Below are 23,848 nucleotides of genomic sequence, written 5' to 3'. Positions count from 1 at the left end.
AAAGGTTGCGTTTGAAACGGCGCGCGCATTTCCACCTTTGGCAGCAGGAACTGGAACATTTCAGCCTAGTGATTGTTGGTCCAGGCCTGCATGATGTTGGCTTAGCCCCAGCAAACCGTGACTTCACGTCAAATGCGTCAGAACAGGTTCTACATGCCAGATACCCTCGACCAAATACTACCGTCCCTCGATGCTTTCGGCTCTGGTCTGTATTGGGTCTTTGCGCTTTTCGCGATGCTTGAGGCCGTGGTGCTGACCGGCGTTCTGGTGCCGGGTGCGGTGGCGGTTTTGACGGCGGGCATATTGGCCCAGCTTGGCGTCGCCGACTTTTCCGATCTGGTCTGGTTTGTGGCTGTCGGAACGTTTGTCGGCAGCGGCATCAGCTTTTATCTGGGCCGGTTGTCGCAGCAGGGGGCGACAGGGGGGCTGCGGTTTGGCGGGTCGCGTCATGCGGTGGCCGCTGACCGCCTTTTACAGCGCTACGGCGGTTTTGCAGTGCTTCTGGGGCGTTTCTTTGGCCCGCTTTCCGGCTTCGTGCCGTTTTCGGCAGCCATGGGCGGTATGGGGCTTGGCAAGTTCATCGCCCTCAACGCTGCCAGCGCCGCGGTCTACGCTGTGATCTTGCTGGCGTTGGGATATGTCTGCGGCATCGCTTTGGGAACGATGGCGGCTGCAGCACCGCATTTATTCGTCTTTGCGTTGGTCGTCCTGGTCGCCTTCGGCGTTTTGCTTTTGATTTGGTACCGCGTCAGCATGCTGGCCCCGACACTGTTCGACATTGCCAAATCTGTAGGTAAAGGGTTCTTGCAGACGCCCTTGGTGCGCAGGTTAGCCGACCGTCACCCACGGTTGGTAGGCTTCTTCGCCGCGCGGTTCGGGACGGATCAGTTTCTGGGACTGACAGCGACTATGCTGGGGGCGTTGCTGGTCTACGTTGGAGTGGCCTATGCAGAGTCCGTATACCATTTCATGGGGGCGCAGGGGAATGTTGCGTCTGATACCCATCTGGCGAACCTGCTTTTTGCCATGCGCGACGAGCGTCTGATCGCCGTTCTGGCCTGGATCACCGATATCGGCGGTCGTCATGGCATTCTGCCGTTGCTGGGCGGTGCCACGGTGATGCTGCTGATCTTGCGGCGGTACGACCTGCTGGGCGGTTTGTGGATTACTGCGGTAGGCAACCAGATCACCGTGACGCTGCTCAAAAGCTTTTTCTCCCGTCCCCGGTCCACCCTTGGATATTTCGTCGAAACCTCCGGCAGCTTTCCCAGCGGGCATGCCGCCGCATCCGTCGCGGTCTGGGGCATGTTGTTCTATTTGGCCTGGCAACTCAGGGTCCTGCGCGCGGACATTGCCGCTTTCGCTGCGGTGGCTGTCGCCTTTCTGATCGGGTTCAGCCGTGTCTATCTGGTTGAACATTACCTGTCCGACGTCCTGAACGGCTATCTTGTCGGGGGCATCTGGCTGATACTTGGGATCGCACTTTGCGAATGGCGGCGCGCGGCACCCAAAAGGAACACGACACCATTGCGCCGCGGCCTGGCAGTGGCCTGCTTTTCGGTGGGTGCATTTACCTCAGGGTACCTCGCCTCGACGACGTCGAACCCGCTGGGCGAAACGACAGCGCGTATGACCCAAATCACGGCCGAACCGCTGAAGGTGTTGGACAGCGCCGGATTGCCCGAGATGACAGAAGTGCTGTCAGGTGCCCCCCGGCAACGGGTCAATCTGATCCTCACGGCGCAGGATGCGTCCGCCCTGACCGACACGGTGCAGAAACTGGGATGGCAACCGGCCCCCAATCCGACGCTGGGCATGCTGGCGCGCGCTTTCTTCGACGACTGGACCGGGCGTCCCCTGCCACAGCCTCTTGTGATCCCCACCTTTTGGGACAGCCGGCTTATGACGATTGGCTATGCCCATGCGGTTGACCCTGCAGAGGACGAGCGCCTGCATCTACGCATCTGGGACAGCCTGTTTCGCACCAGGGACGGTCAGACTGTCTTTGTCGGTACCATGACCGAGGAAGACCCCCTTGCATGGGCGCTGGATGAAACCGAACCAGTTGATATGGGGCCGCGTACCCGCGCCGGCCTGCAAGAGCTTACGGACACGTTGAACAACGCAGGCTTGCCCGCCACCCGTCCTTGATCCGAGGGACGTAGAGACCGAAACAAGGATACGCGCCGGGTGCTGAACATGCACACGGGGCGCGAACAGAAACAGGGGCCGGACCGCATGCGCACAACGGTCAGACCCCTGCAGGATAGTCAAACAGATCCGATCAGGAAATTTGGATCTGATCTACCACTCTTGTGACGCCAGGAGCGGACCAGGCCGCATCTTCGGCCAGTTTACGCTCGTACCAGGCTTTGACATGGCCTTTCAGGGTGACCTGACCATCGGCAACATCAACGTTGATCTTCGAGGATTCCAAAGTAGCGCTGCGGTGCAGGGCCTCAGAAATCTTGCGTTTCACATCCAGTTGCGAGGCATGGGGCCGGATGGTGATCGAATTCGTCACGCCGGTCACGCCGCGCAGACGTGCCACGTAGTCGCGCACATCGGCACGCTGGTATTGCCAGTCCACATTACCCGTAAGTGTCACGCGGCCATTCTTCACCTCGGCCTTGATGTCATATTTGCGAAATGTCGTGTTCCACTCGCAAAGATGGGCGATCCGTTCGGCGATATCCTGATCATCAACCTGCGTATCCGAGGGGTATTTGATCTTGATCTCTTCCACCACGGCATGCACGCCCTTGACGCGTTTTGCGGCCTTGATCACGGCCAGTTCTTCAAAATAGCTGTGAACGGTTCCGTGAAGGGTAACGGCACCGTCCTTGACGGTCACTCCGATATCAGTGGCCTCGACCTTGGGATCAAAGTCAATTTCTGCCATGATATCGTCTCTGATCTGTTCATCAGTACGCATTGTGATTCTCCTGATTGAGGTTGTTGATGGCGCTAAATTCGCATGAAATCATGAGCGGCGATTGACATTCATCAACGGATTCAGGGCGCGTCAGGACCGGTTTTTTTGGTGGTCGCGAAAGGACATGGAAACAGTACGGCAGCACGCCGCGTCGCCCTTGTTTCTTGGTCATAAAGGGTGCATCGCCCGTTGGTTCAGAACTTAACGCCGGTGAAAACGGCGACAGTCCGCAAGGCCCTGATCAGCTGACGATCTGCCATGTGCCATTGCGGTTCCGGCAAGCGACCCCGGTTCCCACGGCACGCCGCCCGTCGATGGTGATGGTCTGTCTGTATTCGCGACAATATCTGCCGGAGGACGCGACACCATCGCGCAAGACGGTGACCGTTCCGTAGTTTCCCGACCGTGTGTTGTTCCAGCGGACGGTCTCGCCAACCGGGGCGGTATAGGCCTGCCGGATCGCATCATTCGCACGCAGCCGGTCGGTATCGTCCATCGACCGCCCGATCTCGCTTCCGATCAGCGCCCCGATCAGGACACCGGCCCCGGTTGTCACAAGTCTGCCGTCGCCGCGTCCGAATTGCGCGCCCAGCAACCCGCCAAGAACAGCGCCGGTGAGGCCGCCAGTTGTTTCTTTCGGGCCGTAATCTGTTGCCGTGCAGGCGGAGGACAGGCACAGGGCGGCCGCGGTGACCAACTGAAGGGTGCGGGACATGGAGAAGCTCCGATTGAAGGACATTGGGCATCATGATCCCACAGGATCAGTGTCTATCCATTGATCCGTATCAATCCGGTTTTTAGCCATCATGACATCCAAGGATACGCGCCGCCGGTCGCTGATCTTGTCCCGACAAGGATATCGAATGAACCTAACTCCCGCTCCACCTTCTGCTCTTTCTGCGTCTGAAAATGTGCCGCACGCTGCCAGCCCGCAGGACGTTGTGGCGGCGTTCGATACGAGCCTTGAGGATGGTTTGTCGACGGAGGAGGCCAAGGCAAGACTGCGCAAGTTCGGCCCCAATCGCCTTGCCAGACGTCGACCGGCCCGCGTGGCACGTCTGCTTTGGCACCAATTTGAAAGCCCTGTCGTATTGCTGTTGATTGCCGCGGCGGCCGTCGCTTTTTTCTTTTGGGAATGGAAAGAGGGCATCGCCATCGGGCTGGTCCTGCTGATCAACGGCGCGATCGGCTTTGTCACGGAATTGCGTGCGGCCCGGTCGATGGAGGCCTTGCGGCAACTTGGCAACCTGACGACACGGGTGCGCCGGAACCGCCGGATGCTCTTGGTGCCCGCAGAAGAACTGGTGCCCGGTGACATCGTCCTTCTGGAAGGTGGCGATATCGTCACTGCGGACGTCCGGTTGGCAGCCAGTTCAAACCTGTCGGCGGATGAATCAACGCTCACGGGGGAATCTGTGGCAGTCGACAAGGTCACCGCTGCCGTCTGCGCGGACAGTGCGATCGGGGACAGGGCATGCATGGCATTCAAGGGCACCGCCATCACACGCGGCAGCGCGACGGGTGTTGTGGTGGCCACAGGCTTGGACACGGAACTGGGGCTGATTTCGAAACTTGTCGAAGATGCGGCACCCGAACATTCCCCCCTCGAAAGCCAGCTTCACAAACTGAGCGGCCAGTTGATCAAGCTGACACTTTTGATTGTCGCGATCCTTGGGACGCTGGGCGTTCTGCAAGGTGGAGACGACTTGCTTATCATCAAGGCCTCGATCGCGCTTGCCGTGGCGGCGATCCCCGAAGGGCTGCCCGTTGTCGCGACCATGGCCCTGGCGCGCGGAATGTGGCGCATGGCAAGGCATAATGCGCTGGTCGAGCGGCTGTCGGCAGTGGAAACCCTTGGCGCGACGACGGTTATCTTTACCGACAAAACCGGAACGCTGACTGAAAACAGCATGCAACTTCAGGAAATCGACTGTGGCGATGTCGTCCTTGAAGCGTCGCCCGAAACGCACCGGTTTGATGCAGCGACACCCGACGGAGCGAACGGCGGCGCGGCCTGTCTGGGCAAGGTGCTGACCGCCAGCCTGCTGTGCAACAATGCGGAATTGAGCGTCGATGACGACAATCACATTGGCGATCCGCTTGAGCAGGCCTTGCTTGCCGCTGGCAAAGCAGAGGGGATGGACAAGCAGGCGATGGAGCAACGCTTTCCGCGCGTTCGTGAAATTGCCTTTGATTCAACGGCGAAACTTATGGGCACGGTTCACCTTTTCGATGACGCCTATGTCATGTGGGTGAAGGGCGCGCCTGAAGAGGTGCTTGGCGCGTGCAGTGCAAGCATCCAGCCGGACGGGTCGCACGCTGGCCTATCACCCGAAACACGTGCCTTCTGGAAATCCCGCACCGACATGATGGCGGCCCGTGGCATGCGCGTCCTGGCCGTCGCGTCGCGCTGTCTGAAATCTCCAAACGATGCCAGATATTCGGGTCTGACCTTTCTGGGCCTTCTTGGCCTTCATGATCCGCCGCGGGACGATGTGCAGCACGCGATTGCGCAATGCCGGTCGGCGGGCATCCGGGTCATCATGTTGACCGGGGATCATGCCGTGACGGCCAGGAACATCGCCAGATCCGTGGGCCTGACGGATAACGGCCCGATCATACTGGAAGGCCGCACCCTGCGGCCGATGGACGATATGACCGCCGATGAGTTGCAAGAGGTGTACCATGCCGATGTCTTTGCCCGCGTCAGTCCCGCACAAAAGCTTGAGCTGGTTGCCGCCTTTCAAAGAAACGGCGAAATCGTTGCCATGACCGGCGACGGGGTGAATGACGCCCCCGCGTTGAAACAGGCTGATATCGGCGTCGCGATGGGGTTGCGCGGTACGCAGGTCGCCCGCGAGGCGGCGGCGATGGTGCTCCGTGACGATGCGTTCAGTTCGATTGTTGCGGCCATCCGCGAGGGCAGGGTGATCTTTCGCAACATCCAGAAGTTCGTCACCTATCTCCTCTCGTGCAACCTCAGCGAGGTTCTCGTCGTCGGGACGGCAATTCTGGTGGGTCTGCCCTTGCCGCTCATGCCGCTCCAGATCCTGTTTCTCAATCTGGTGACGGATGTGTTCCCGGCCTTCGCACTGGGTGTCGGCGAGGGGAGCGAGGAGATATTGGACCGCCCGCCGCGCGATCCGGCCAAACCCATTGTGACCCGGCCCCTTTGGGTGGCGATCGTGCTGCACAGTTTGATCATCTCCAGTGCGACGCTTGGCGCGTTCGGCCTGGCACAGGAATATCTGGATTTGACCTCGCAAGAGGCCGTGACCGTGTCGTTTTTTACCTTGGCCTTCGCCCAGCTTTGGCATGTTTTCAATATGCGTGATCCGCGGTCCGGACTGATCGTCAACGAAATCACCCGCAACAGATTTATCTGGATCGCATTGGCCATCAGCAGCGGCTTGCTGTTTCTGGCGGTGTTCCTGCCCGTGGCCGCAGCACCGCTTGATCTTCAGATACTGTCCCCCGACGCATGGATACTGGTCGCAGGAATGAGCCTGATGCCGCTGTGTCTTGGGCAGATCACCAAGGCGATATCCCGTCTACGCCACGAATGACGGTCCCGTCGATCCCTCCACAGGCCACAACGCTTGATTGACAGAGGTCAAAGCCACAAGCCTGACCGGGCATATCCTGAGGCGAACCGATGATCCGAACGGGAAGGAGCCTGAAATGCGCACCAATTCATTTCCGCCATATGACGTCAGTGAAAACCCCACAGGGTGTTGCCCGCGTTTCAACCCTGTCGGATGGGACAACCAGCACCTGCATTTCGTGGACAAGAAATTCGTGCGCGCCACGACGCGCAGTGCCATGCATATACCGTGGAACATGGGGGTGGTTTTCACCCGCGTGCAGGGCCATATCGAAGACGCCGATGCCGCTGACCCAGCCGCTGAAATCGTGCTGAGCCACGACATCTCGGCCTGGGAAGGGGAACATTTCTTTGCCGTGCAAAAGGATGTTCCGGGCGAAGAAATGACAACGCTCTCGGGTGATTTCTATACCCGCGTGTTCGAAGGCCCGTACCGCCATGCCAGATATTTTGACCACGATATGCGCATTGCCGCAAAGGCGATGGGAAAGACCGCGAGGGACGTCTTCTTTTTCTACACGACCTGCCCGAAATGCGCCAAAGTCTATAACGAGAACTACATGGTCGGGGTCGCGCACCTGCAAGACGCAGGGCGGCGTGTCAATCCACCACCCCGTTGACGTTCAGTGTTGCTGTATCGGGTATAACGATGTTTCATGCCTGCCCCAGACGGTAGATGTCGGGGTGGTCGACGATCTGCCCTGCGGCATTCGGAAACCGTGTGAAGTAGCCCAGCGTGACGGGTATCGGCGGGGCAGGGACGTCAAATGTCTCGCGGCCATTGGCCAGACGGTGCACCTCGGCCAGATCAATCCCGAGGACGAATGCGACCAGCCGGTCCCACTGCTGCACGCGCACGCACCCATGCGATAGCGCGCGATATTCCTGATCGAACTTTTCCCTATGATTGGTGTCGTGCAAGTAGACCAGTAGCCCCGGCTGCAGCCGGATGGCAACAAGACCAAGTGGGTTGTTTCGACCCGGCGGCCAGACCCGATCTGCGTATTCGCCGCTGGCAATCATGGACGGCGTCGGCCGCCACGTCGGGCGGAACCGCACAGCTGAAACATAGGTCGTCAGGCGCGGCGTTCGGTGCCACGGGGTGCCCACGATGATACGGCTGCGCAAAACGGGAACGCCCCGATCAAAGGCGATAAGTTCGAAGGCCGGGATATTCACCAGGATCGCCTTGCCTTCGCGTGGTACCTGATACGAGACACCTATTCTGTCCAGTTGCGTTTTGAAAACATCAGTCGATGTCGTTGCCGGAAAGGCGCAAAAGGCCAGCAAAGCTGCAAGCGCCAAGGCCACGATGATCCACCTTCTTTGTTTGGTCAAATCCCCGTCCTCCGTGTTTTGGGGCACCCATGCCGTGGGTCAATGGGGTTGCAGCTGCTTCGCCTCCAGCGTCTGGTAATAGGCCGCGCACGCCTTTTCCTGCCCGCGGATGACACGTTGACCGTCCTGGGGGCCGCCGTGTTCGGTCACGACCGTTACTTGTCCCTCGGGCTGGTCCGCGCGTTCGAAATAGATCACCACCCAGTCGCGGTTGCGGCCGAAACGATGCGCTGCCGGGCTGTTGGAATAGAGCGCGGTAAATTGCCATCCGTCCCGTTCGGCATGCAGGATCGGCAGACGGGCTTCACCGGACAGATTGAACCTGCGCGGCCTGATCTGCGGCAGGGTGTCGACATTTTCACGGTAGCTTTGGTCAACTGCAAGAATGTCTGCGATCGACGGTTGCTGTCGGTTCCGGGGCACCCGTCGGGGACGTCTGCGGGCCAGCATGTCGCTCAGCGAATGGCGCAGGCTTTCGACACGGCGTGGTCCGATCCCCTTGATGCTGGCCAATCGCCCGTCATAGACTGCGGTTTCAAGCGCCTCCAATGTGTCGATATCCAGATCGTCATGGATCCGGCGGGCCAGTTCCGGGCCGATCATCGGCACGGTCTGAAGCACCTGTTCAGGGTCCGTTGTCCCCCGCAGTCTGTCCAGAAGGCTTGAGGCACCCGTATCAAGAATTTCGGCGATCGTGGCCGCTATGGACTGTCCGATTGTCGGCAGATCATCCAGCCCGCGTCTGCCCGCACGCTGATAATCCAGCCTGACAGGATGCGCCAAGCCGCGCAGGTAACTTGCTGCATTGCGGTAGGCCCGTACGCGGAAAGGCGACGCATCCTGCTGTTCCAGAAGGCGTGCCACATCATCCAGCTTGTCGGCGACAAAGCGGTTTTCGGACAAAATATCCTCCGGTGCTTTCTGGACGGCCATGGACTCCTCCCTTCGAACTGTCGCGTCAGCTTAACGCATGCGCTGATGAGGATCATTGATCGTGATCAATGTCGGGCGGACGTCCCGGTTGGCGGTCATAAGAAACATCAGGGCTGATATGTGTTGACCGTTTTCAGCACGTCTTTGATCTGGGCTACCGTATCTGCAACTGATCCAGCTGCGGAAACCCTCTGCCAGTCACTGGGCAGCACGGCGTTGGCATGTTGTATCCGCACCACCTTCGCATCCGCGTCGGACGCATCGCCGTGCCGGGCTGTGACGCGGTTGACCAGAATGTCCAAAGGCGCATCCAGCCAAAACCGATGCAGGGGAACGCCCGCGTCCAGCGCCACTGCTGATGCGCTTTGCCTGTCGGCGGGGTTCAGAAACGTGGCGTCGATCAGCACTGAGTGGCCGGTTTTCAGGATGTCACCCGCGCGCTTGAAGATCCTGTCATAGATGGCGGTGCGCGCTTCGGGCGTATAGGCCGACGCCGCAAGATGGGTCGCGGGGTCAATCCCGCGCAGGGCCTTGCGTTCGGTATCGCTGCGCAAATGAATGGAACCGGGGACCGCCCCGATGTGGGGGGCCAAGTCTTGCGCCACGGTTGTCTTGCCGGTTCCCGAAAGGCCACCGATCAGAACAAGCGCAGGGTCAGGCGAAGACAATGCCATGAGCGCCTCGTTCAGATACAGTGATGCGCCGTCATCCATCGGGGTGCCTGTTGCGTGGGCGGTCTGGGCCAGTACCATTGCGCGGATCGCGGCGCGGACCCCGAAGAACAGAGGCATTGCTGCCAACCCGTCATCCTCGCCCCCCAAGGCGGCCAGCAGATAAGACCCCAGTACGATATTTGCAGCACGACCTAGGCCGCGATGGTGCAAGTCCATGATCAGAAACGCCAGATCGTAGAGGACATCGCAGGTTCCCAACACCTCATCGAATTCCAGCGCGTCGAAGGGGACCGGCCTGCCGTTCAGCATCACAAGGTTGTGCAGATGCAGATCGCCATGGCATCGGCGGATATGACCTGCCGCACCGCGTTCGCTAAGCTGCGGGGCAAGGCCATTCAAGGCGGCGCGGCTTTTTGCCTGAAACCGGGCGATCTGCGCTGCGTCCAGCTGATCGTGCAGTTGGGAAAACTCGCGGTCCAGTTCGTTCAGGATATCGGTCATCAGCGTCGCGCCATCGGCGGAGCGGGTCGGCGTCCTTTCGTGATAGTCAAAGACGGCTTGGCCAAGGTCGCGGGCAAGCGCGTCATCCAGCCGCCCTTCCTGCGCAATCACCGACAGTTCATCGGCCGCCGGAAACCGCCACATGCGCAGGACCCATTCGACGGGCGTGCCGCTGCCATCCAGCGCAAGACCTCCGTTGGCCTCGCGCGTGACCGGTATCACGGTTTCGTAAATCTCGGGGGCGACAGGTTGGTTCAAGGCCAGTTCCCGCCGGATCATCTTTTCGCGCCGCTCAAGCGTGGACAGGTCCATGTAGTCATAGCGCACGGCGCGCTTGATCTTGAGAGCGATCTCCCCTGACAGGAAAACCAGCGCACCATGGGTCTGCACCACGTCGACAGGGCCGCCACCGGGATGCCCCTCGGCAGAAGACAGGAAATCGATGACTTCTTTTTGCGTTTCTGCGCGTCCATCTCCTTGTGTCATCACGACACGCGCTTCTGGTTTGACCGGGTCAGGCCCCTTCGGGATATCTGGCAACGGGTTTTTGACATCCTGCATCGGTCACTCCTAAGATCTTGGGCCATGATTAGGGTGAATGGTCTGGCGGCCGTGTCGCATCAGGGCACGGCCATAGCTGTCAGACATCCGCCGCTCAGTCCTTCGCCGGCTGTCCCGGACTGGCGCTGACGGTCACATGGGCCGGTCGGATCAACCGCTTGCCCAAGGCAAATCCGGGGCGATGCAACAAGAGAACCTCTCCGGCCTTGGCTTTATCGGATTCCTCTATTTGCACGGCCTCATGCAATGCCGGGTCAAATGGCGTCTTGTTGGGCGCAATCTCGGTCACACCAAGCGCTTTCAGTCCCGTTTCGAAGGCGGATTTGATGGTGTTCAGACCTTCCAGATATGCTTTCATCTGCGGGTTGCCTGCATCGGGGCTGGCCTGTGCCGCCTTGATCGCCAGACACGCATCGTCAAACGCGGGCGCAAGGGCTTCGACGGCGAGCGCCACGCCATGCTCGCGTCCGTCCAGACGGGCCGCGTCTGCGCGCTTGCGGGCGTTTTCGGCTTCGGCAAGCGCACGCTTGAACTTGTCGGTCAGCACTTCGAGTTCGGCATCCAGGTTCGGCGCGGCTTCGTTGGCGTTGTCCGATGCCGGGGCATCTGTGGTTGGGTCGGTTTTGTCTTTGTTCTTTTCCATGGTCATTTCCTTTCGTGGGTTTGGACGATCAGCGGATCAGGAGAAACATGCGGCTGGAGCCGCGTTGGATGGTCAATGCAAGCGCTTGGTCGACAGACGCAAGTTGCTCGCGCACGTCCTCAACGGAGGCGACCGGGACACGGTTGACGGCCAGAATGACATCGCCCGCTTCCAACCCAGAGCGCGCGGCGCGGCTATCAATATCGACCTGCGCCACAACGACCCCTGAAACATCGCCGTAAAGCGGGTCACCTTCTTGCAGATCGCGCAGTTCTGCGCCTGACAGCCAGCCAAGCCCCTGATCGCTGCCGGACGTCTCAAGCTGGGGCCCCTTGCGCAGGGTTGCCTCCACGGTCAGCGCCTCGCCGTCGCGGATGATGCCAAGCTTGATCTTCCGGCCAAGACGTTTCAATCCGATCTGGCTGCGCAGGTCCGCCGACCCGGCAACGGGACGGCTGTCGACAGAAACGATCAGATCACCCGGCAGCAATCCTGCGGCTTCTGCCGGGCTGTCCGGTTCGACCTGGGTGATCACGGCACCGACTCCGGAGTCGACGCCCAAGGCTTCGGCCAGATCGGGTGTGAAATCCTGGATCGTCACCCCAAGCTGTCCACGCTGGACCTCGCCGAATTCGATCAACTGGCTGACGACCGCGTCGACCATGTTGGCAGGCACCGCGAAGCCGATCCCGACATTGCCGCCCGATGGTGCGATGATTGCGGTGTTGAGGCCGACCAGCCGCCCGTCGAGGGTCACCAGCGCCCCGCCCGAATTGCCCGGATTGATCGAAGCGTCGGTCTGGATGAAGTCTTCGTAGCCTTCGATGTTAAGCCCGCTGCGCCCCAAGGCGCTGACAATGCCGGATGTCACAGTCTGCCCAAGGCCAAACGGGTTTCCGATGGCCAGCACATAATCGCCCACTTGCAGCTGGTCGCTGTCGCCCAGATCAAGTGCCGTCAACCCTTCCGCCTCGATCTTGAGCAAGGCGATATCAGTGCCGGGATCACTGCCGATCAGCTCTGCATCGACCTGCCGCCTGTCCTTAAGGGTCACGATGATGCGGTCACCGTTTTCCACGACATGGTGGTTGGTCAGCACATAGCCTTCGTCGGCATCAAAGATCACGCCGGAGCCCGCGCTCATTTGCCGGCGCATCTGCGGCTGCTGCGGCATCGGCTGCAAGTCGAAGAAACGTCTGAAGAAGGGATCGTTGAAGAGGGGGTTCAAGTCTGCCATCTGGTGGCTTTCAACGGAAATGTTGACGACCGCCGGTGTCACTTCGGCCAGCAAAGGGGCCAGCGTCGGCAGCCCTTGTTCGTTCAGATAAAGCGGGCGATCCGCCGTTTGCGATACCGCTGGCGCGGCACTACCGAAGGTGAAAATGCACAATGCCAGCGCGAGGGGGGCCAGCGCGACCGGGGCCAGCATGATAGGTGCCAGCATGATGGGGGTCAGCCGGGAAACCAGAACAGGCATTGCATTTCTCCTTGAGATCAGGGGAAAGGGGCCGGCAGTGCCAGCCCCGGATGGGTCATGCGGCCTTGACGGGAACGCGTTTGACCTTGGCCTGCGCCTGCGGCGTCTTGGGCAGGCTCACGGTCAGCACACCGTTCTTGAACGTCGCGTCGGCCTTGTCCGCGTCGATCCCCGCAGGCAGCGGGATCATGCGGTAGAATGATCCATAGGACCGTTCGCACATGTAAACGCCTTTGCGGTCCTCTTCGTGTTCGATGTTCTTTTCGCCACGGATGGTCATCGTATCGTTGGACAGGGAAATATCGATATCCTGTTCCGTCATACCGGGCAGTTCCATGGAGACGTCTACGCTTTCGTCTGTTTCGGTGACATCCGTGCGGGGGCCGAACATGCCCTCCCCTTCGCCGTCGCCGGTCCAGCCACTTTCCATCTTGTGCCAGAAGTCCTCGAACACATGGTTGATGTCGCGTTGCAGCGCCACAAGCGGGTTTGACGCGGTGCCGGTTTCCGCTGAGGGGGTCTTTTGCTTGTCCCGACCCCATGGGATTAGATCGCTGATATGCATGTCTTGGTCCTCCGTCATCTGGTTGAAAATTTGCAAGGGCGGGTCACGCCGCCTTTACTGAAATCTTCTTGGGCTGGGTTTCTGCCGAGCGCGGCAATTCAAGCCGCAACACCCCGTTCTTGAGTTCGGCGTTGATCTTGTTCTGGTCGATTTCATCCGAAAGCGTGAAGACGCGGACGTAATCGCCAACGCGGTATTCTGATGCCAGGCGGCTATATCCTTCCGGCGCATGGGGTTTGACCTTGCCGCGCAATGTCAGAATCTGACGGTCCAGCGTCACGTCGACATCATCCGGTGCCACACCGGGCATATCCGCCACAATTACCGTGGTTTCGCCGCGCTCGAAGATATCGACCGCTGGCATGAAGGTGACAGCCCGGCGCTTTGTCTCGCCGTTCGGCGCGGCCAGATCCTGCGTGTCCTGGGTGGTAATTTCCTGTGCCATGGTGGTTTCCTTTGCTTTCGGGGTTCAGCTGGCCTTGATGGCGATGCGTTTGGGTTTGTCATCTTCGGGGCGCTGCATTTCGACTGTCAGAACACCGTTTTCAAACCGCGCATCGACCTTGTCGGGATTGACACGGAACGGGAGCTTGACCGACCGCATGAACGATCCTTCCAGACGTTCGTTACGGTGCCAGACGATGTCGTCGCCGCTTTCGGCTTCGGGATAGGTGCCGCGGATGGACAGCATTGCGTCCTTGACCGTCAGTTCGATGTCCTGCTCGGTCAGGCCCGGCAGTTCTGTGGTCATCACGATGCTGTCCTGACTGGCCCAGAAGTTTACGGGCGGGTAGATCGCGGATTGACCGGGGGCGCGGACATCGTCGAAAAACCGGCTCATGATGCTTGGCATCCGGCGCATGTCCAAGAAGGGGTCGATGATGGTCATCGGGGCGAAACGGGTCTGTAGCATGTCGGTACTCCTTTATTTTCAGTGTGTTGCGGCGCGGGAACAGGGCTGTGTCACAGGCCAAAGGGATATGTCTCGTCTTCTGTCGCATTCGTCAGGGTGGGCAGCGGACTGATGGCCTGCGTTTTGTCAAACCAGACGAAGGCGTCATATTGATCGGGCAGTGTCGCGGGGCTGTAGTGGCTCGCCCGTTCGGTATCGGGGCGGTAGATCACGCCGATGTAGCGTTCCAGTCTCGGGGTACTGAGAAGCCGGTAAAACGCGCCGGACCGGTCTTTTTTGAAATCCCACAAGAAGCGCTCAAGATCGACGTCATGGCACAGTGCCTCGTAGCTGTCGGCGCGCGGCGGGCGTATGGTCTTGATCTCCATCGGGGCGTCCCATTCGGACGCTGCGGCAACCGTGCCTGAGGCCGTCCCGAAACCGATCAGGGCGGCAGAGTCGCCGTATTCCTGACGGCACAGCTGACCGATGTTCAACTCGCCACGGCTGCGGCCCATATCCGTGTGACGTGCATCGCCGATGTGGGAATTATGCGCCCAGACCACGACTTTTTTATCCGCTCCGGAATGGCTCAGAATATGGCGCAGCGTTTGGAACATATGCTGGTCGCGCAGGTTCCATGATACTTGCGATCCGTAATACATCGCGCGGTAATACCGTTCGGCATTGGCAACCAGCCGTGCGTTCTGCGTCGCGTCAAAGAACTGGTCACCGTCTTTTGCGCTGTAATCCAGTTGCTTCTTGAACAGATCGACCAGAATTTGCGTGACGGGTTTTTCGCACATGGAAAACCCAGGGGTCAGCGCCGCCCGGCCATATGCCGCTGGGTTATGCGACCAGGCCGACAGACACGAATAGCGTGAACGGGCAATTTCGGCAGCCCCTTCGTCGACGCGGTCAAGGTAGGCGAGGACCTGCGCCATCGATGCGTTCATATTGTAAAGGTCCAGCCCGTAGAACGCGACCTGGTCCTTGGCGTCCTTGGTGCCGTTATGCTGATGCAGATAGCGTGTGAAGGCGTCGAATTCGATGTTGCGCCACATCCACGTGGGAAAGCGTGCGAATGCGCCGTTTTTCATGGACTCGGCGCTTTTGTGGCGGATGTAGCGGTTCACCACCGCAGCGTCAGGCCAGTCGGCTTCTACGGCGACGATTGAAAATCCGTGCTCTTCGATCAGCCGCCGTGTAATGGCGGCGCGCGCGCGGTAAAATTCCGATGTGCCATGCGATGCTTCGCCCAGAAGCACAACGCGCTTGGATCCGAAACGGTCAAATGCCTTGGCAAATTCAGGGTCGTTGATCGGCGGCAGGGCTTCGGCGGCGGACGAAAGGATGGCAGGCGCAGCGTCGGGTTTTGGCGGCGGGGGCGGCATCGGTCGTTTCGCGGGATTTGTCGCCAGATGGGTCTTGAACCATTCAGCGGCATGACCGACGGCAAGGTCCAATGTGCCGGCCTCTTCGAACAAATGACCCGCCCCCGGCACGATCTCGAGCCTTTTCGTGCAGGTCAATGCCGCCAGGGCCTGTTGGTTCAGCTTTATGACGTCACGGTCCAGACTGCCGACAATCAGCAGTGTCGGGCTGATGACCTGCGCCAGGAAGTCCATGGCCAGGTCCGGCCGACCGCCGCGCGACACCACCGCACCCACACGATCCTTTAGCTCGGCCGCTGCGACAAGGGCCGCACCACCGCCCGTACTTGCCCCGAAAAGGCCAAGCGGCAAATCCTCGAGGTCGGGTTCGGAGGTGATCCAGATTGACGCTTCGACGACCCGATCCGCCAGCAGGGGAATATCGAAAACGTTGCGCCGGTCCTGTTCTTCTTGCGGTGTCAGCAAATCGAACAGGATGGTGGCGAACCCTTTTTCATTCAACTTTTCGGCCACGTATCTGTTGCGCGGGCTTAGCCGGCTGGACCCGCTGCCATGGGCAAACAGGACGATGCCGCGCGGGTTGGACGGCACGGTCAGATCGCCGGGCAGCCCGAGGGGCGGAATGGACACCTGCCGCTTGTGCGTCTGCGTCTTTTCAGTCTGCGCGGGGTTATGCGGGTTATTCGAAACCTGCGCCAGCAGGGCCACGGTTTCTTCGTCGGTGAGTTGGTGGAAATCGCGGTAAAAGCCGCCCACGCCCTGAAACACCGTGGCGGGATGCAAGCAGATGATGTCATCTGCCTGCGCTGAAATCTCATCCAATGCCTCTCTTGGGGCGACCGGAAGTGCCACGACGATCCGCGACGGTTTGCTGCGCTTCAGCCCGATCAAAGCAGCTTTCATTGTCGCCCCTGTGGCCAGACCGTCATCGACGACAACGATGGTGCGCCCCTTCGGGTCCAGTCGTGGCCGGTCTCCCAGATACCTTTTCTTGCGCCGGTCCAGCTCGGCCCTCTGCTGGGCGACGGACTCCGTAAGATAGGCTTCGCTGGCACCGGACAGGCGTTTTACGCTTTCATTGATGACGATTTCCTGGCTTGCACCTTCGACGATTGCGCCAAGGGCGACCTCGGGGTTTCGCGGTGCGCCGATCTTGCGTACCAGTATCAGATCAAGCGGCGCATGAAGCCATTTCGCGATCTCGACGCCGACAGGCACGCCGCCGCGGGGCAGGGCGTAAATCAGCGGGTGATCCAGGTCCATCGCATCAAGGATTTCTGCCAATTGCCGACCTGCGTCAGCGCGATCAGTGAATGTGAGATCAAGTTGTTCCATGGGGTCAAATCTATGCCGTCTGCGGCCACCGAAGATTGAGTTTTGTCAATCGCGGTGCGAAATTCACGCAGGTCAAACCGGCTTTCTGGAACAGGGTCTGCGGGACCCTTCAGCGGCGCTCCGGATCGTGAAAAAGGCGGCATTTACCTGACGGTGACGACGCTGCATTCCGCGTGATGCAGCACCTTTTGCGACACGCTTCCCAAGACGGTGCTTTTGAGAAGTCCAAGCCCGCGCGACCCGATCACGACCATGTCGGCTTTGAAGTCCTTGGCGGCATCCAGAATCTCTTCGGCGTAGTCCCCCGCCCGCACGTCCGTTTCGATCTTTTTGACACCTTGATCCGCGCAGCGCGCCTTCGCTCTGGTGACAAGCTGATCTCCGAGAGCCGCGATGACCCTTGCGTATCTCGGGTCTGTGGCGCTGGCCCCCAACACTTCGGGATGGCTTCCTGTCACATAGGCGATGCCCGGCGATACGACGGCATGGGCTTCCTCGACCAGGTGTTCGACCTCAGCCATGTGCACAAGCTCCGCCGATGGCCGACCGTGCATCAGGACATGCACGATGGACAGATCGGCGTTCAGTTTGGCTGCCAGTTCGGCCGCGAGGTCGGTGGCGCGCACCGCATTTAAAGATCCGTCAACGGCCAGGAGGATTTTGTCGATCATTGCCTTGCTCCTTACGAGGGGTGAAATGTCAGTTGCTGGTGCCCGTGTTGATGACGGCCTTTTAACGGAACGCGTAAAATCGTGCGGTGCGGCGTCTGATTGTCCGTCCCAAGAATAATAGACTCTGAAGGGCAACCGCGATGACGCCGCCTGTTTGGCCAATTCTTGCGCATGAAAGCGATGCCGTATTGATACGGATCAATTGATGCGGGGATTTCGACGCGCGCTGTGGTCCTGCATGGGACACGCGGGCACCGCTATACCTGATGCACATAGGTTCCGGGGGCTGCGCAAAGTGGCGGATACCCCAGCGACGGGTTGCCCATCTTTGGCGGCGTTTCCTGATCACTGCTGTTGTCACGCAACCAGTTTGCATAGTCAGGCCACCACGACCCCGGAACCGTCGTTTGACCGGCAAGCCAGTGGTCAGGCCCGACATAGAACGCTTCGGCGGCACGGTGTCCGATCCTGTAGTGGCGGTTGGGATGGCCGGGTTCGCTGAGGATGCCGCCATTGTGGCCGCCCTTCGTCAGGACAAAGGTCAGGTCGCAATCCGTGAAAAGCTTGGTTTTGTAGACCGATCGCCAAGGCGCGATATGATCGGTTTCGGTTGCCACGACGAACATCGGGTCCGAGATGTCTTTCAGCGCGATGACCCGTCCTTCGACGGCGAAGCGCCCGGCCGTCAGGCGGTTTTCCAGAAACAGACCGCGCAGATATTCCGAATGCATGCGCGCGGGCATCCGCGTCGTGTCGCCGTTCCAGACGCCGATATCTGTGGGCAGATCCTCTTTCCCCAGAAAATACCTTTTCACGGCGCGGCTATAGATCAGGTCCTCGGCGCGGATCGCCGAAAATGTCCGGGCCATCTGGGGGCGGTCCAGATAGCCTTGATCCCACATCATGTCCTCGACGAAAGCGACCTGGCTTTCATCGACGAACAAGAGCAATTCGCCGGCTTCGGCAAAATCCACCTGCGCGGCCATTAGGGTGATTGACGCAAGCCTGTCATCGCCGTCCCGCGACATCGTCGCGGCCGTGATGGCCAGCAAGGTTCCTCCAAGGCAATAACCGTTGGCGTGTATCTTCCGGTCGGGGATGATCGCGTTGATGGCGTCGAGCGCGGCCAGCACACCGCTTTGCCTGTAATCTTCAAGCGACAGGTACGATTGGTCCGCCGTCGGGTTGCACCACGATATCATGAAGACTGTAAAACCTTGCTGCACAAGATAGTTGATCATCGAGTTATCGGGGGAAAGATCGAGGATGTAGTATTTCATGATCCATGCCGGAATGAACAATACGGGTTCGGCCTGCACCTGATCGGTCTGGGGCGTGTATTGGATCAGTTCGAACAGATCATTGCGAAACACCACTTCGCCCGGTGTGCAGGCCAGATCGGTGCCGATCTTGTATCCCTCCGGCGCGGGCTTGTGGGTCTGCGTCATCGTCTGGATCATATCCTGGGTAAAATGCGATGCCCCGTCGACAAGGTTCTTGCCGCTCGTTCTTACCGTCTCGGCAATGATTTCGGGGTTCATCCACGGCAGGTTGGAGGGGGCAACCAGATCAAGCAGCTGGCGGATCTGGAACCGGGTCCGTTCGGCATCCTGCTTGTGAAGGCCCCGCATGTTATCCGTTGCCTCGTCCCACCAGTCCTGCACGGCCAGAAAGCTTTGTTGCCAGATGTTGAACGGGGCCTTGCCCCAGGACGGGTCCACGAACCGATGGTCATAATCCTTGGGCGTGAAGGGTGCGGTTGTGTCTTCGCCCGCCAATGCGCGTGCGGAATATGTCATTGTCTTGAAAATGTTGATCTGCGCCCGCTCGGCAAGTTCCAGCTGCCGTCCGGGCGAGCGGCTCAGATGCAATGCCCAATCGCTCCAGGCGGCCTGTACGGAATGGGGGGATATGCCTCCCGTCACCCGGGCCACGGCTGCGCGAATGGCGCGGTCCATGTTCTGATGCTTGTGCCGCGGGGCGATGTCGACAACCGCGGGCATCCATTTGGGCACCAGCGCAGTGCCGGATTGCGCGCGTTTTGATACGGAATTGTCCAAGTGTCGGGCTCCTTCGGTGCGGTGCAGCGGCGGGGAACGGCGGTCCGTGCGCCGACTTTCTAGCCGACTTGGCAGCGTGGCGGATTGACCTGTGTCATGTTGTGATGTCCTGCCGTCAAAGATCGACGATGGCACGGGTCAGCCGCCTTGCACGATAACCTCTGACACATCGCGGCGGGCTGTCGGTGCAAGCGTGGCTTGCGATCTGCCGACGCGCAACAGGATTTGTGGCTGGCTGTCGAGCCCTGCCACGAACTTGACGTCAGGCCGTAACGCATCAACTTCGACGGGCTGGTTCAGATATGATGTCGCCAAGCCCAACGACGTTGCCAAAAGCGTCACCCGGCCAAGAGCACGCCCTGTGTTGACCCAGCCCGGTGTCGTATCGGCGCTGCCGAAAACCAGCAGTGCCGGGGTTCCGGAAAGGATTTTCGCCTCGTCAGCCGCGGCGATGCCGTCGCCCATGTCAAATGTGCGGATCACAAGGCGGTCGACCCCCGCCAGCAGATCCGGCATCCCCAGACATGCGCCGGACATGCCATCGCGGCTGCCCAGGCGTTTTGAGTGGATCCATGCGGCAAGCTCGCGACGAAAGCAGGGGTCGTCGAACTGGCGGCGATCCCCTTCGGCCACCAGAATGGCAAGCTCGACACGGTCCTCGATCTCGGCCAGCACCCTGATCTCGATGCCTGTTTCAAGTGCGATATCGGTGCAGCCTTTGGTGAAAGTTGCTGGCAGGGTGTCCATCGAAAACGCCGTACGATTGGTATGACGGTTCGGGATGGCGTCAAAAAGTGCGATTTCCTCTGTTGAGGGCTGTGACCCGGACGCGAACCTGATGCGGGCCAAAAGGTCGGGATCATCCGCGTTGGGGGTGATTTCAAGATCTGTTTTCAAGCCAAAGCGCCGTGTCGCAACCTCAAGCAGGCCGATGGCGGCACCGCAACTGATTTCAAGCGCCCGATCCTGCGGGTCAACCACGGGCAGGGCGCGTGTCCGGTCGGCGATCACGTCCAGATAGCTGTCTGACACCCGAAAAAGCCATGGCTGCGAATTGTGCCCCGAGGGTGCCAGGATCGCGTAGCCCAGCAGGAACAGGATTTTGTCGTGCAACGACCCTTTTTCAGGAAAGTCACCGGCAGTGATGGACCAAGGGGAGGTGACATTGGGGATCATCGGATTTCACCATAAGATGCTGACGGCAATGGGCCCCAGCCTATGCCTTAGGCTGTGGAAGGTATTGATGCGGATCAATCGGCAAAGGGCTTGGGCGGGCTACACATTCTTAACGGAGCAATCTGATCTCTTTCCGACGGGCACATAACGACAGGATCAGCAGGCCCTCGGGGAGAGACCAGGATGCCACATACGACACTCAGATTTTGCGGCGCGGCGCGGACGGTGACGGGGTCGTGCTATTGGTTCCAGACGGATCAATGCAATTTTCTGGTGGATTGCGGCTTGTTCCAGGGGCCCAAGACCCTGAAAGAACTTAATTACCGGCCCTTTCCGTTCGACCCTGCCAAAATTGATTTTGTGCTTCAGACCCATGCCCATATCGATCATTCCGGGCTGCTGCCGAAACTGGCCATCTCCGGATTCAAGGGGCCGATCTATACGACCGAAGGCACAAGGGATCTTTTGACGTTCATGCTGCCAGACAGCGGGTACATTCAGGAGATGGAGGTCGAGCAACTCAATCTCCGCAACCTGCGGCATGGCAAGCCGGAAGTTCAACCTATCTACACCCGACAAGATGCAGAAGATTGCCTTGGGCTGTTCAAGACCATCGCGTATCAGATTTGGACATCCGTCGGTAAAGGCGTGCGTGCGCGGTACTGGAACGCGGGGCATATCCTTGGCTCTGCCTCGATCGAAGTCGAGATAGATCAGGAAAACAGCGGCCCTGTCCGCCTTCTTTTTTCGGGTGACATCGGGCCCGATAACAAGCTTTTTCATCCCGACCCCGAAGCCCCGTCGGATTTTGACTACGTGATATCAGAGGCAACCTATGGGGGCCGCGAACGTGCCGACATCACGCCTGCCGCACGGCAGGACGCCTTGCGGCAGGAGGTTCTGGGCGCGTTGAAGCATGACGGCATGCTGCTGATCCCGGTTTTCGCGGTCGAACGCACCCAGGAACTGATCACCGATCTGCTGGCGCTACAGGAGGCGGGCGAAATCCCCAAGGTGCCTGTCTTTCTGGATTCTCCGCTGGCCATTCGCGTGACCAAGGTCTTTCAGAGGCACGCGGGTGACCTTGAAGACCTCGGGCCGGTGCCGCGTTTCATCAACAATCCGGCCATTCACCCGACCGAAACGGTCGAGCAAAGCAAACAGATCGCGAAAATCAGCGGCGGTGCGATCATCCTCGCGGCAAGCGGCATGTGCGAGGCCGGGCGCATCCGGCATCACCTTAAAAAGTGGCTCTGGCAAGACAAAGCAACGGTGCTTTTCGTCGGATACCAGGCCATCGGCACCCTTGGACGCATCTTGCTCGAAGGCGCGAAATCCGTGAAGATTCACGGGCAGGAAATTCGCGTCAAAGCGCGCATTCGCACGATCGACACCTATTCGGGACATGCAGACGGGTCCGAGCTGACCGACTGGATCATGGAACGCCGCCCGATCAAGCAGGCGCTTGTGCTGACCCATGGCGAAGAACCACAATTGCGGGCGCTGAAATCCGCGCTGATCGGAAAAGGGTTCAATGATCAGGACATCCTGATCCCCGACCTTGACGATGTCATTACCCTTGGCGTCAAGGCTGCGCCGATCCTCGAGCCTGCGGTACAAAAGCGCCTGCCGCCCGCTGCATTGGTCGGGCCTGACTGGCACAACGATCTGACCGAACTAGTGTTCGAGTTGCGCGACAAATTCGAAGAGGCTGCGGATGACAAGGCGCGAGGCAAGCTCTTGCGGCGCATCAGACGGGCGCTTCAGGACGAGGCTTGATTGGATCGATCAGCGTACGGGCCCCGCACCAAAGCATTGACCGCTGGCAGAGCGACCTAGCGCCTGTGCGACGGGCGAAGTTGGGGGCGGTTTTTCGCCCGATCCAAAAAGGGCTTTCTAGCCTCAAAGGTCCAAGGATTCTTGCCCGTATCGACCGTGATCCGGGTTTCCAGAATTTTCGCGACCGCTTGCGCAATCGAGAAACTGAAAGTCGGCAGGTCTTGCAGGCCCTGCAAACCGGAACTGCGATGAATGTCCCTGAGAGGGGGGGCAGAGCGGGCGACATAGGCGGCGGCCTCGCGGTAGGCGGTGATGTGAAAATTGCTCGCATTCTGACGTTCCAGAAGATCGGCCACCTCGTCCAGAATCTTTGCTATCTTGTCATTTTCATCCTTCGCGATCGATCTTTTCATGCCTTCTTTCTCCACCTGTGGCCAACGCCATTCAGGGCAGGATAGACGACGGCAATTCGCCCCGATTGACATGGCGCAAACGCGTGGCGCTCTGTTCTTGACGTGGATCAATACCGCCGGTGCCCGCCCTTGCTAGGGTACATGCAAAGGAGTGTCCTGCATGTGTTGGAGTTCGCAAGCGTCGGTCGCGATGACAGGTATCGGTGTCGCCGCGGCGGTGATCTCATACAGGCGGCAGGACCCCGCCGCGATCTGGCTGACATTGGGATACTTTTCGGTGATGGAGATGCTACAGGTCGCGGGCTATGCTTTTATCGATCAGTGCGGCACAACCGAAAATCGGGCCGTCACAATGGCGTCCTACCTGCACATCGTCTTTCAACCGTTCCTGATCAACGCATTCGCCATGGAACTGGTGCCGCAAGCCGTGAAACGGCGGGCAAAAGGATGGGTTTATGCGGTCTGTGCCATGTCTGCGGCCGTGATGATTGCCCAACTGGTGCCGTGGGAATTTGCAGGGCCATGTCTGCCGGGTAGCGCGCTGTGCGCAAGCAATCTGTGCACGGTTTCGGGAAACTGGCACATTGCCTGGGACATCCCTTACAACGGTTTGCTGGTCCCGCTGGAGAAGGCGGCAGGCATATACATGGGCTTCCCAACCTATATGATTGCGGTGTTCGTGATGCCGCTTTTATATGGGGCATGGCGCTTTGTCCTGATGCATGCGCTGGCAGGACCGGTCCTTGCTTCTGCGATGACAGATAACCCAAACGAAATGCCCGCAATCTGGTGTCTGTTTTCGATTTTCATCCTGCTTATCGGCCTGAGCCTGCGCGCCAGACGCAGCGTGACGGCGACGCAGTGGTGGGGCAGGAATGTCGAAGGGTGATGTGATAC

At 59.6% G+C, this 23,848-nt stretch carries 20 protein-coding genes; 5 read left to right on the top strand and 15 right to left on the bottom strand.

The genetic code is table 11. The annotated features are described in order from the left end of the window. Window positions 1–153 precede the first annotated feature (153 nt). Window positions 154–2,151 (top strand): bifunctional DedA family/phosphatase PAP2 family protein, encoded by a 1,998-nt coding sequence (locus tag RGAI101_RS18655; RefSeq protein ID WP_037230076.1) that lies wholly within the window; start codon window positions 154–156, stop codon window positions 2,149–2,151. 133 nt (window positions 2,152–2,284) lie between these two features. On the opposite strand, the gene RGAI101_RS18650 is transcribed toward RGAI101_RS18655, so the two are convergent. After that, window positions 2,285–2,935 (bottom strand): BON domain-containing protein, encoded by a 651-nt coding sequence (locus tag RGAI101_RS18650; RefSeq protein WP_008229693.1) that lies wholly within the window; start codon window positions 2,933–2,935, stop codon window positions 2,285–2,287. Between the two features lie 241 nt (window positions 2,936–3,176). Then, window positions 3,177–3,650, bottom strand: a complete 474-nt coding sequence (locus RGAI101_RS18645) for an RT0821/Lpp0805 family surface protein (protein ID WP_008229744.1) — start codon at window positions 3,648–3,650, stop codon at window positions 3,177–3,179. Between the two features lie 148 nt (window positions 3,651–3,798). Between RGAI101_RS18645 and RGAI101_RS18640 the strand changes: the two genes are divergently transcribed. Beyond that, window positions 3,799–6,501 carry a cation-translocating P-type ATPase gene (locus tag RGAI101_RS18640; protein WP_083792092.1) on the top strand — a complete coding sequence of 901 codons (2,703 nt, stop codon included), beginning with the start codon at window positions 3,799–3,801 and terminating at the stop codon, window positions 6,499–6,501. Window positions 6,502–6,616: 115 nt separating this feature from the next. Further along, a complete protein-coding gene (locus RGAI101_RS18635; RefSeq protein WP_050763264.1) occupies window positions 6,617–7,159 on the top strand; it encodes a hydrolase in 543 nt (180 codons plus the stop codon). Between the two features lie 34 nt (window positions 7,160–7,193). Here the strand turns inward: RGAI101_RS18635 and RGAI101_RS18630 are convergent, their stop codons facing one another. The 12 genes from RGAI101_RS18630 to RGAI101_RS18575 all read right to left on the bottom strand — a co-directional run bounded on the left by RGAI101_RS18630 (window position 7,194) and on the right by RGAI101_RS18575 (window position 20,759). Then, entirely contained in the window at window positions 7,194–7,877 is a 684-nt protein-coding gene (locus RGAI101_RS18630; protein WP_198133740.1) for a L,D-transpeptidase family protein, read from the bottom strand. A 39-nt stretch (window positions 7,878–7,916) separates the two neighbouring features. Next, window positions 7,917–8,810, bottom strand: a complete 894-nt coding sequence (locus RGAI101_RS18625; protein WP_008229816.1) for a helix-hairpin-helix domain-containing protein — start codon at window positions 8,808–8,810, stop codon at window positions 7,917–7,919. Window positions 8,811–8,917: 107 nt separating this feature from the next. After that, window positions 8,918–10,546, bottom strand: coding sequence for a bifunctional aminoglycoside phosphotransferase/ATP-binding protein (locus tag RGAI101_RS18620; RefSeq protein ID WP_008229644.1), 1,629 nt, complete (start codon window positions 10,544–10,546; stop codon window positions 8,918–8,920). Window positions 10,547–10,640: 94 nt separating this feature from the next. Then, entirely contained in the window at window positions 10,641–11,189 is a 549-nt protein-coding gene (locus RGAI101_RS18615; RefSeq protein ID WP_050763263.1) for a nucleotide exchange factor GrpE, read from the bottom strand. Window positions 11,190–11,217: 28 nt separating this feature from the next. After that, the gene (locus RGAI101_RS18610; RefSeq protein WP_008229628.1) at window positions 11,218–12,666 is read right to left on the bottom strand and encodes a DegQ family serine endoprotease; all 1,449 of its coding nucleotides are present in this window, start codon (window positions 12,664–12,666) and stop codon (window positions 11,218–11,220) included. Between the two features lie 55 nt (window positions 12,667–12,721). Beyond that, complete coding sequence (locus RGAI101_RS18605; protein WP_008229583.1) at window positions 12,722–13,231, bottom strand: Hsp20/alpha crystallin family protein; 510 nt, start codon at window positions 13,229–13,231, stop codon at window positions 12,722–12,724. A gap of 43 nt (window positions 13,232–13,274) precedes the next feature. Continuing rightward, window positions 13,275–13,676 (bottom strand): Hsp20/alpha crystallin family protein, encoded by a 402-nt coding sequence (locus RGAI101_RS18600; RefSeq protein WP_008229849.1) that lies wholly within the window; start codon window positions 13,674–13,676, stop codon window positions 13,275–13,277. A gap of 24 nt (window positions 13,677–13,700) precedes the next feature. Beyond that, a complete protein-coding gene (locus tag RGAI101_RS18595; protein ID WP_008229605.1) occupies window positions 13,701–14,144 on the bottom strand; it encodes an Hsp20/alpha crystallin family protein in 444 nt (147 codons plus the stop codon). Between the two features lie 50 nt (window positions 14,145–14,194). Further along, the gene (locus RGAI101_RS18590) at window positions 14,195–16,852 is read right to left on the bottom strand and encodes an alpha/beta fold hydrolase (protein ID WP_008229763.1); all 2,658 of its coding nucleotides are present in this window, start codon (window positions 16,850–16,852) and stop codon (window positions 14,195–14,197) included. A gap of 143 nt (window positions 16,853–16,995) precedes the next feature. Then, window positions 16,996–17,523, bottom strand: coding sequence for a universal stress protein (locus RGAI101_RS18585; RefSeq protein WP_008229724.1), 528 nt, complete (start codon window positions 17,521–17,523; stop codon window positions 16,996–16,998). A gap of 257 nt (window positions 17,524–17,780) precedes the next feature. After that, on the bottom strand, window positions 17,781–19,583 hold the full coding sequence (locus RGAI101_RS18580; protein ID WP_008229632.1) for a PHA/PHB synthase family protein: 1,803 nt from the start codon (window positions 19,581–19,583) through the stop codon (window positions 17,781–17,783). A gap of 138 nt (window positions 19,584–19,721) precedes the next feature. Then, window positions 19,722–20,759, bottom strand: a complete 1,038-nt coding sequence (locus RGAI101_RS18575; RefSeq protein WP_008229506.1) for an Acg family FMN-binding oxidoreductase — start codon at window positions 20,757–20,759, stop codon at window positions 19,722–19,724. A 183-nt stretch (window positions 20,760–20,942) separates the two neighbouring features. Between RGAI101_RS18575 and RGAI101_RS18570 the strand changes: the two genes are divergently transcribed. Further along, entirely contained in the window at window positions 20,943–22,538 is a 1,596-nt protein-coding gene (locus RGAI101_RS18570) for an MBL fold metallo-hydrolase (RefSeq protein WP_008229598.1), read from the top strand. Between the two features lie 56 nt (window positions 22,539–22,594). On the opposite strand, the gene RGAI101_RS18565 is transcribed toward RGAI101_RS18570, so the two are convergent. Beyond that, complete coding sequence (locus RGAI101_RS18565; RefSeq protein WP_037230072.1) at window positions 22,595–22,951, bottom strand: helix-hairpin-helix domain-containing protein; 357 nt, start codon at window positions 22,949–22,951, stop codon at window positions 22,595–22,597. 160 nt (window positions 22,952–23,111) lie between these two features. Here RGAI101_RS18565 and RGAI101_RS18560 point away from each other — a divergent pair, with 160 nt between their 5' ends. Beyond that, the gene (locus RGAI101_RS18560) at window positions 23,112–23,840 is read left to right on the top strand and encodes a DUF5765 domain-containing protein (protein WP_037230070.1); all 729 of its coding nucleotides are present in this window, start codon (window positions 23,112–23,114) and stop codon (window positions 23,838–23,840) included. Window positions 23,841–23,848: the final 8 nt, after the last annotated feature.

Source organism: Roseobacter sp. GAI101 (assembly GCF_000156335.1).
Taxonomy (GTDB): Bacteria; Pseudomonadota; Alphaproteobacteria; order Rhodobacterales; family Rhodobacteraceae; genus Sulfitobacter.
Note: the sequence above shows the minus strand (reverse complement) of the source record. Positions and strands in the feature narration are given on the sequence as shown.

What these genes read in the sequence shown, in the direction of transcription:
- RGAI101_RS18655 (WP_037230076.1), top strand. Translation starts at nt 154, where the DNA reads ATGCCAGATACCCTCGACCAAATACTACCGTCCCTCGATGCTTTCGGC.
- RGAI101_RS18650 (WP_008229693.1), bottom strand. Translation starts at nt 2,935, where the DNA reads ATGCGTACTGATGAACAGATCAGAGACGATATCATGGCAGAAATTGAC.
- RGAI101_RS18645 (WP_008229744.1), bottom strand. Translation starts at nt 3,650, where the DNA reads ATGTCCCGCACCCTTCAGTTGGTCACCGCGGCCGCCCTGTGCCTGTCC.
- RGAI101_RS18640 (WP_083792092.1), top strand. Translation starts at nt 3,799, where the DNA reads ATGAACCTAACTCCCGCTCCACCTTCTGCTCTTTCTGCGTCTGAAAAT.
- RGAI101_RS18635 (WP_050763264.1), top strand. Translation starts at nt 6,617, where the DNA reads ATGCGCACCAATTCATTTCCGCCATATGACGTCAGTGAAAACCCCACA.
- RGAI101_RS18625 (WP_008229816.1), bottom strand. Translation starts at nt 8,810, where the DNA reads ATGGCCGTCCAGAAAGCACCGGAGGATATTTTGTCCGAAAACCGCTTT.
- RGAI101_RS18620 (WP_008229644.1), bottom strand. Translation starts at nt 10,546, where the DNA reads ATGCAGGATGTCAAAAACCCGTTGCCAGATATCCCGAAGGGGCCTGAC.
- RGAI101_RS18615 (WP_050763263.1), bottom strand. Translation starts at nt 11,189, where the DNA reads ATGGAAAAGAACAAAGACAAAACCGACCCAACCACAGATGCCCCGGCA.
- RGAI101_RS18610 (WP_008229628.1), bottom strand. Translation starts at nt 12,666, where the DNA reads ATGCCTGTTCTGGTTTCCCGGCTGACCCCCATCATGCTGGCACCTATC.
- RGAI101_RS18605 (WP_008229583.1), bottom strand. Translation starts at nt 13,231, where the DNA reads ATGCATATCAGCGATCTAATCCCATGGGGTCGGGACAAGCAAAAGACC.
- RGAI101_RS18600 (WP_008229849.1), bottom strand. Translation starts at nt 13,676, where the DNA reads ATGGCACAGGAAATTACCACCCAGGACACGCAGGATCTGGCCGCGCCG.
- RGAI101_RS18595 (WP_008229605.1), bottom strand. Translation starts at nt 14,144, where the DNA reads ATGCTACAGACCCGTTTCGCCCCGATGACCATCATCGACCCCTTCTTG.
- RGAI101_RS18590 (WP_008229763.1), bottom strand. Translation starts at nt 16,852, where the DNA reads ATGGAACAACTTGATCTCACATTCACTGATCGCGCTGACGCAGGTCGG.
- RGAI101_RS18585 (WP_008229724.1), bottom strand. Translation starts at nt 17,523, where the DNA reads ATGATCGACAAAATCCTCCTGGCCGTTGACGGATCTTTAAATGCGGTG.
- RGAI101_RS18575 (WP_008229506.1), bottom strand. Translation starts at nt 20,759, where the DNA reads ATGATCCCCAATGTCACCTCCCCTTGGTCCATCACTGCCGGTGACTTT.
- RGAI101_RS18570 (WP_008229598.1), top strand. Translation starts at nt 20,943, where the DNA reads ATGCCACATACGACACTCAGATTTTGCGGCGCGGCGCGGACGGTGACG.
- RGAI101_RS18565 (WP_037230072.1), bottom strand. Translation starts at nt 22,951, where the DNA reads ATGAAAAGATCGATCGCGAAGGATGAAAATGACAAGATAGCAAAGATT.
- RGAI101_RS18560 (WP_037230070.1), top strand. Translation starts at nt 23,112, where the DNA reads ATGTGTTGGAGTTCGCAAGCGTCGGTCGCGATGACAGGTATCGGTGTC.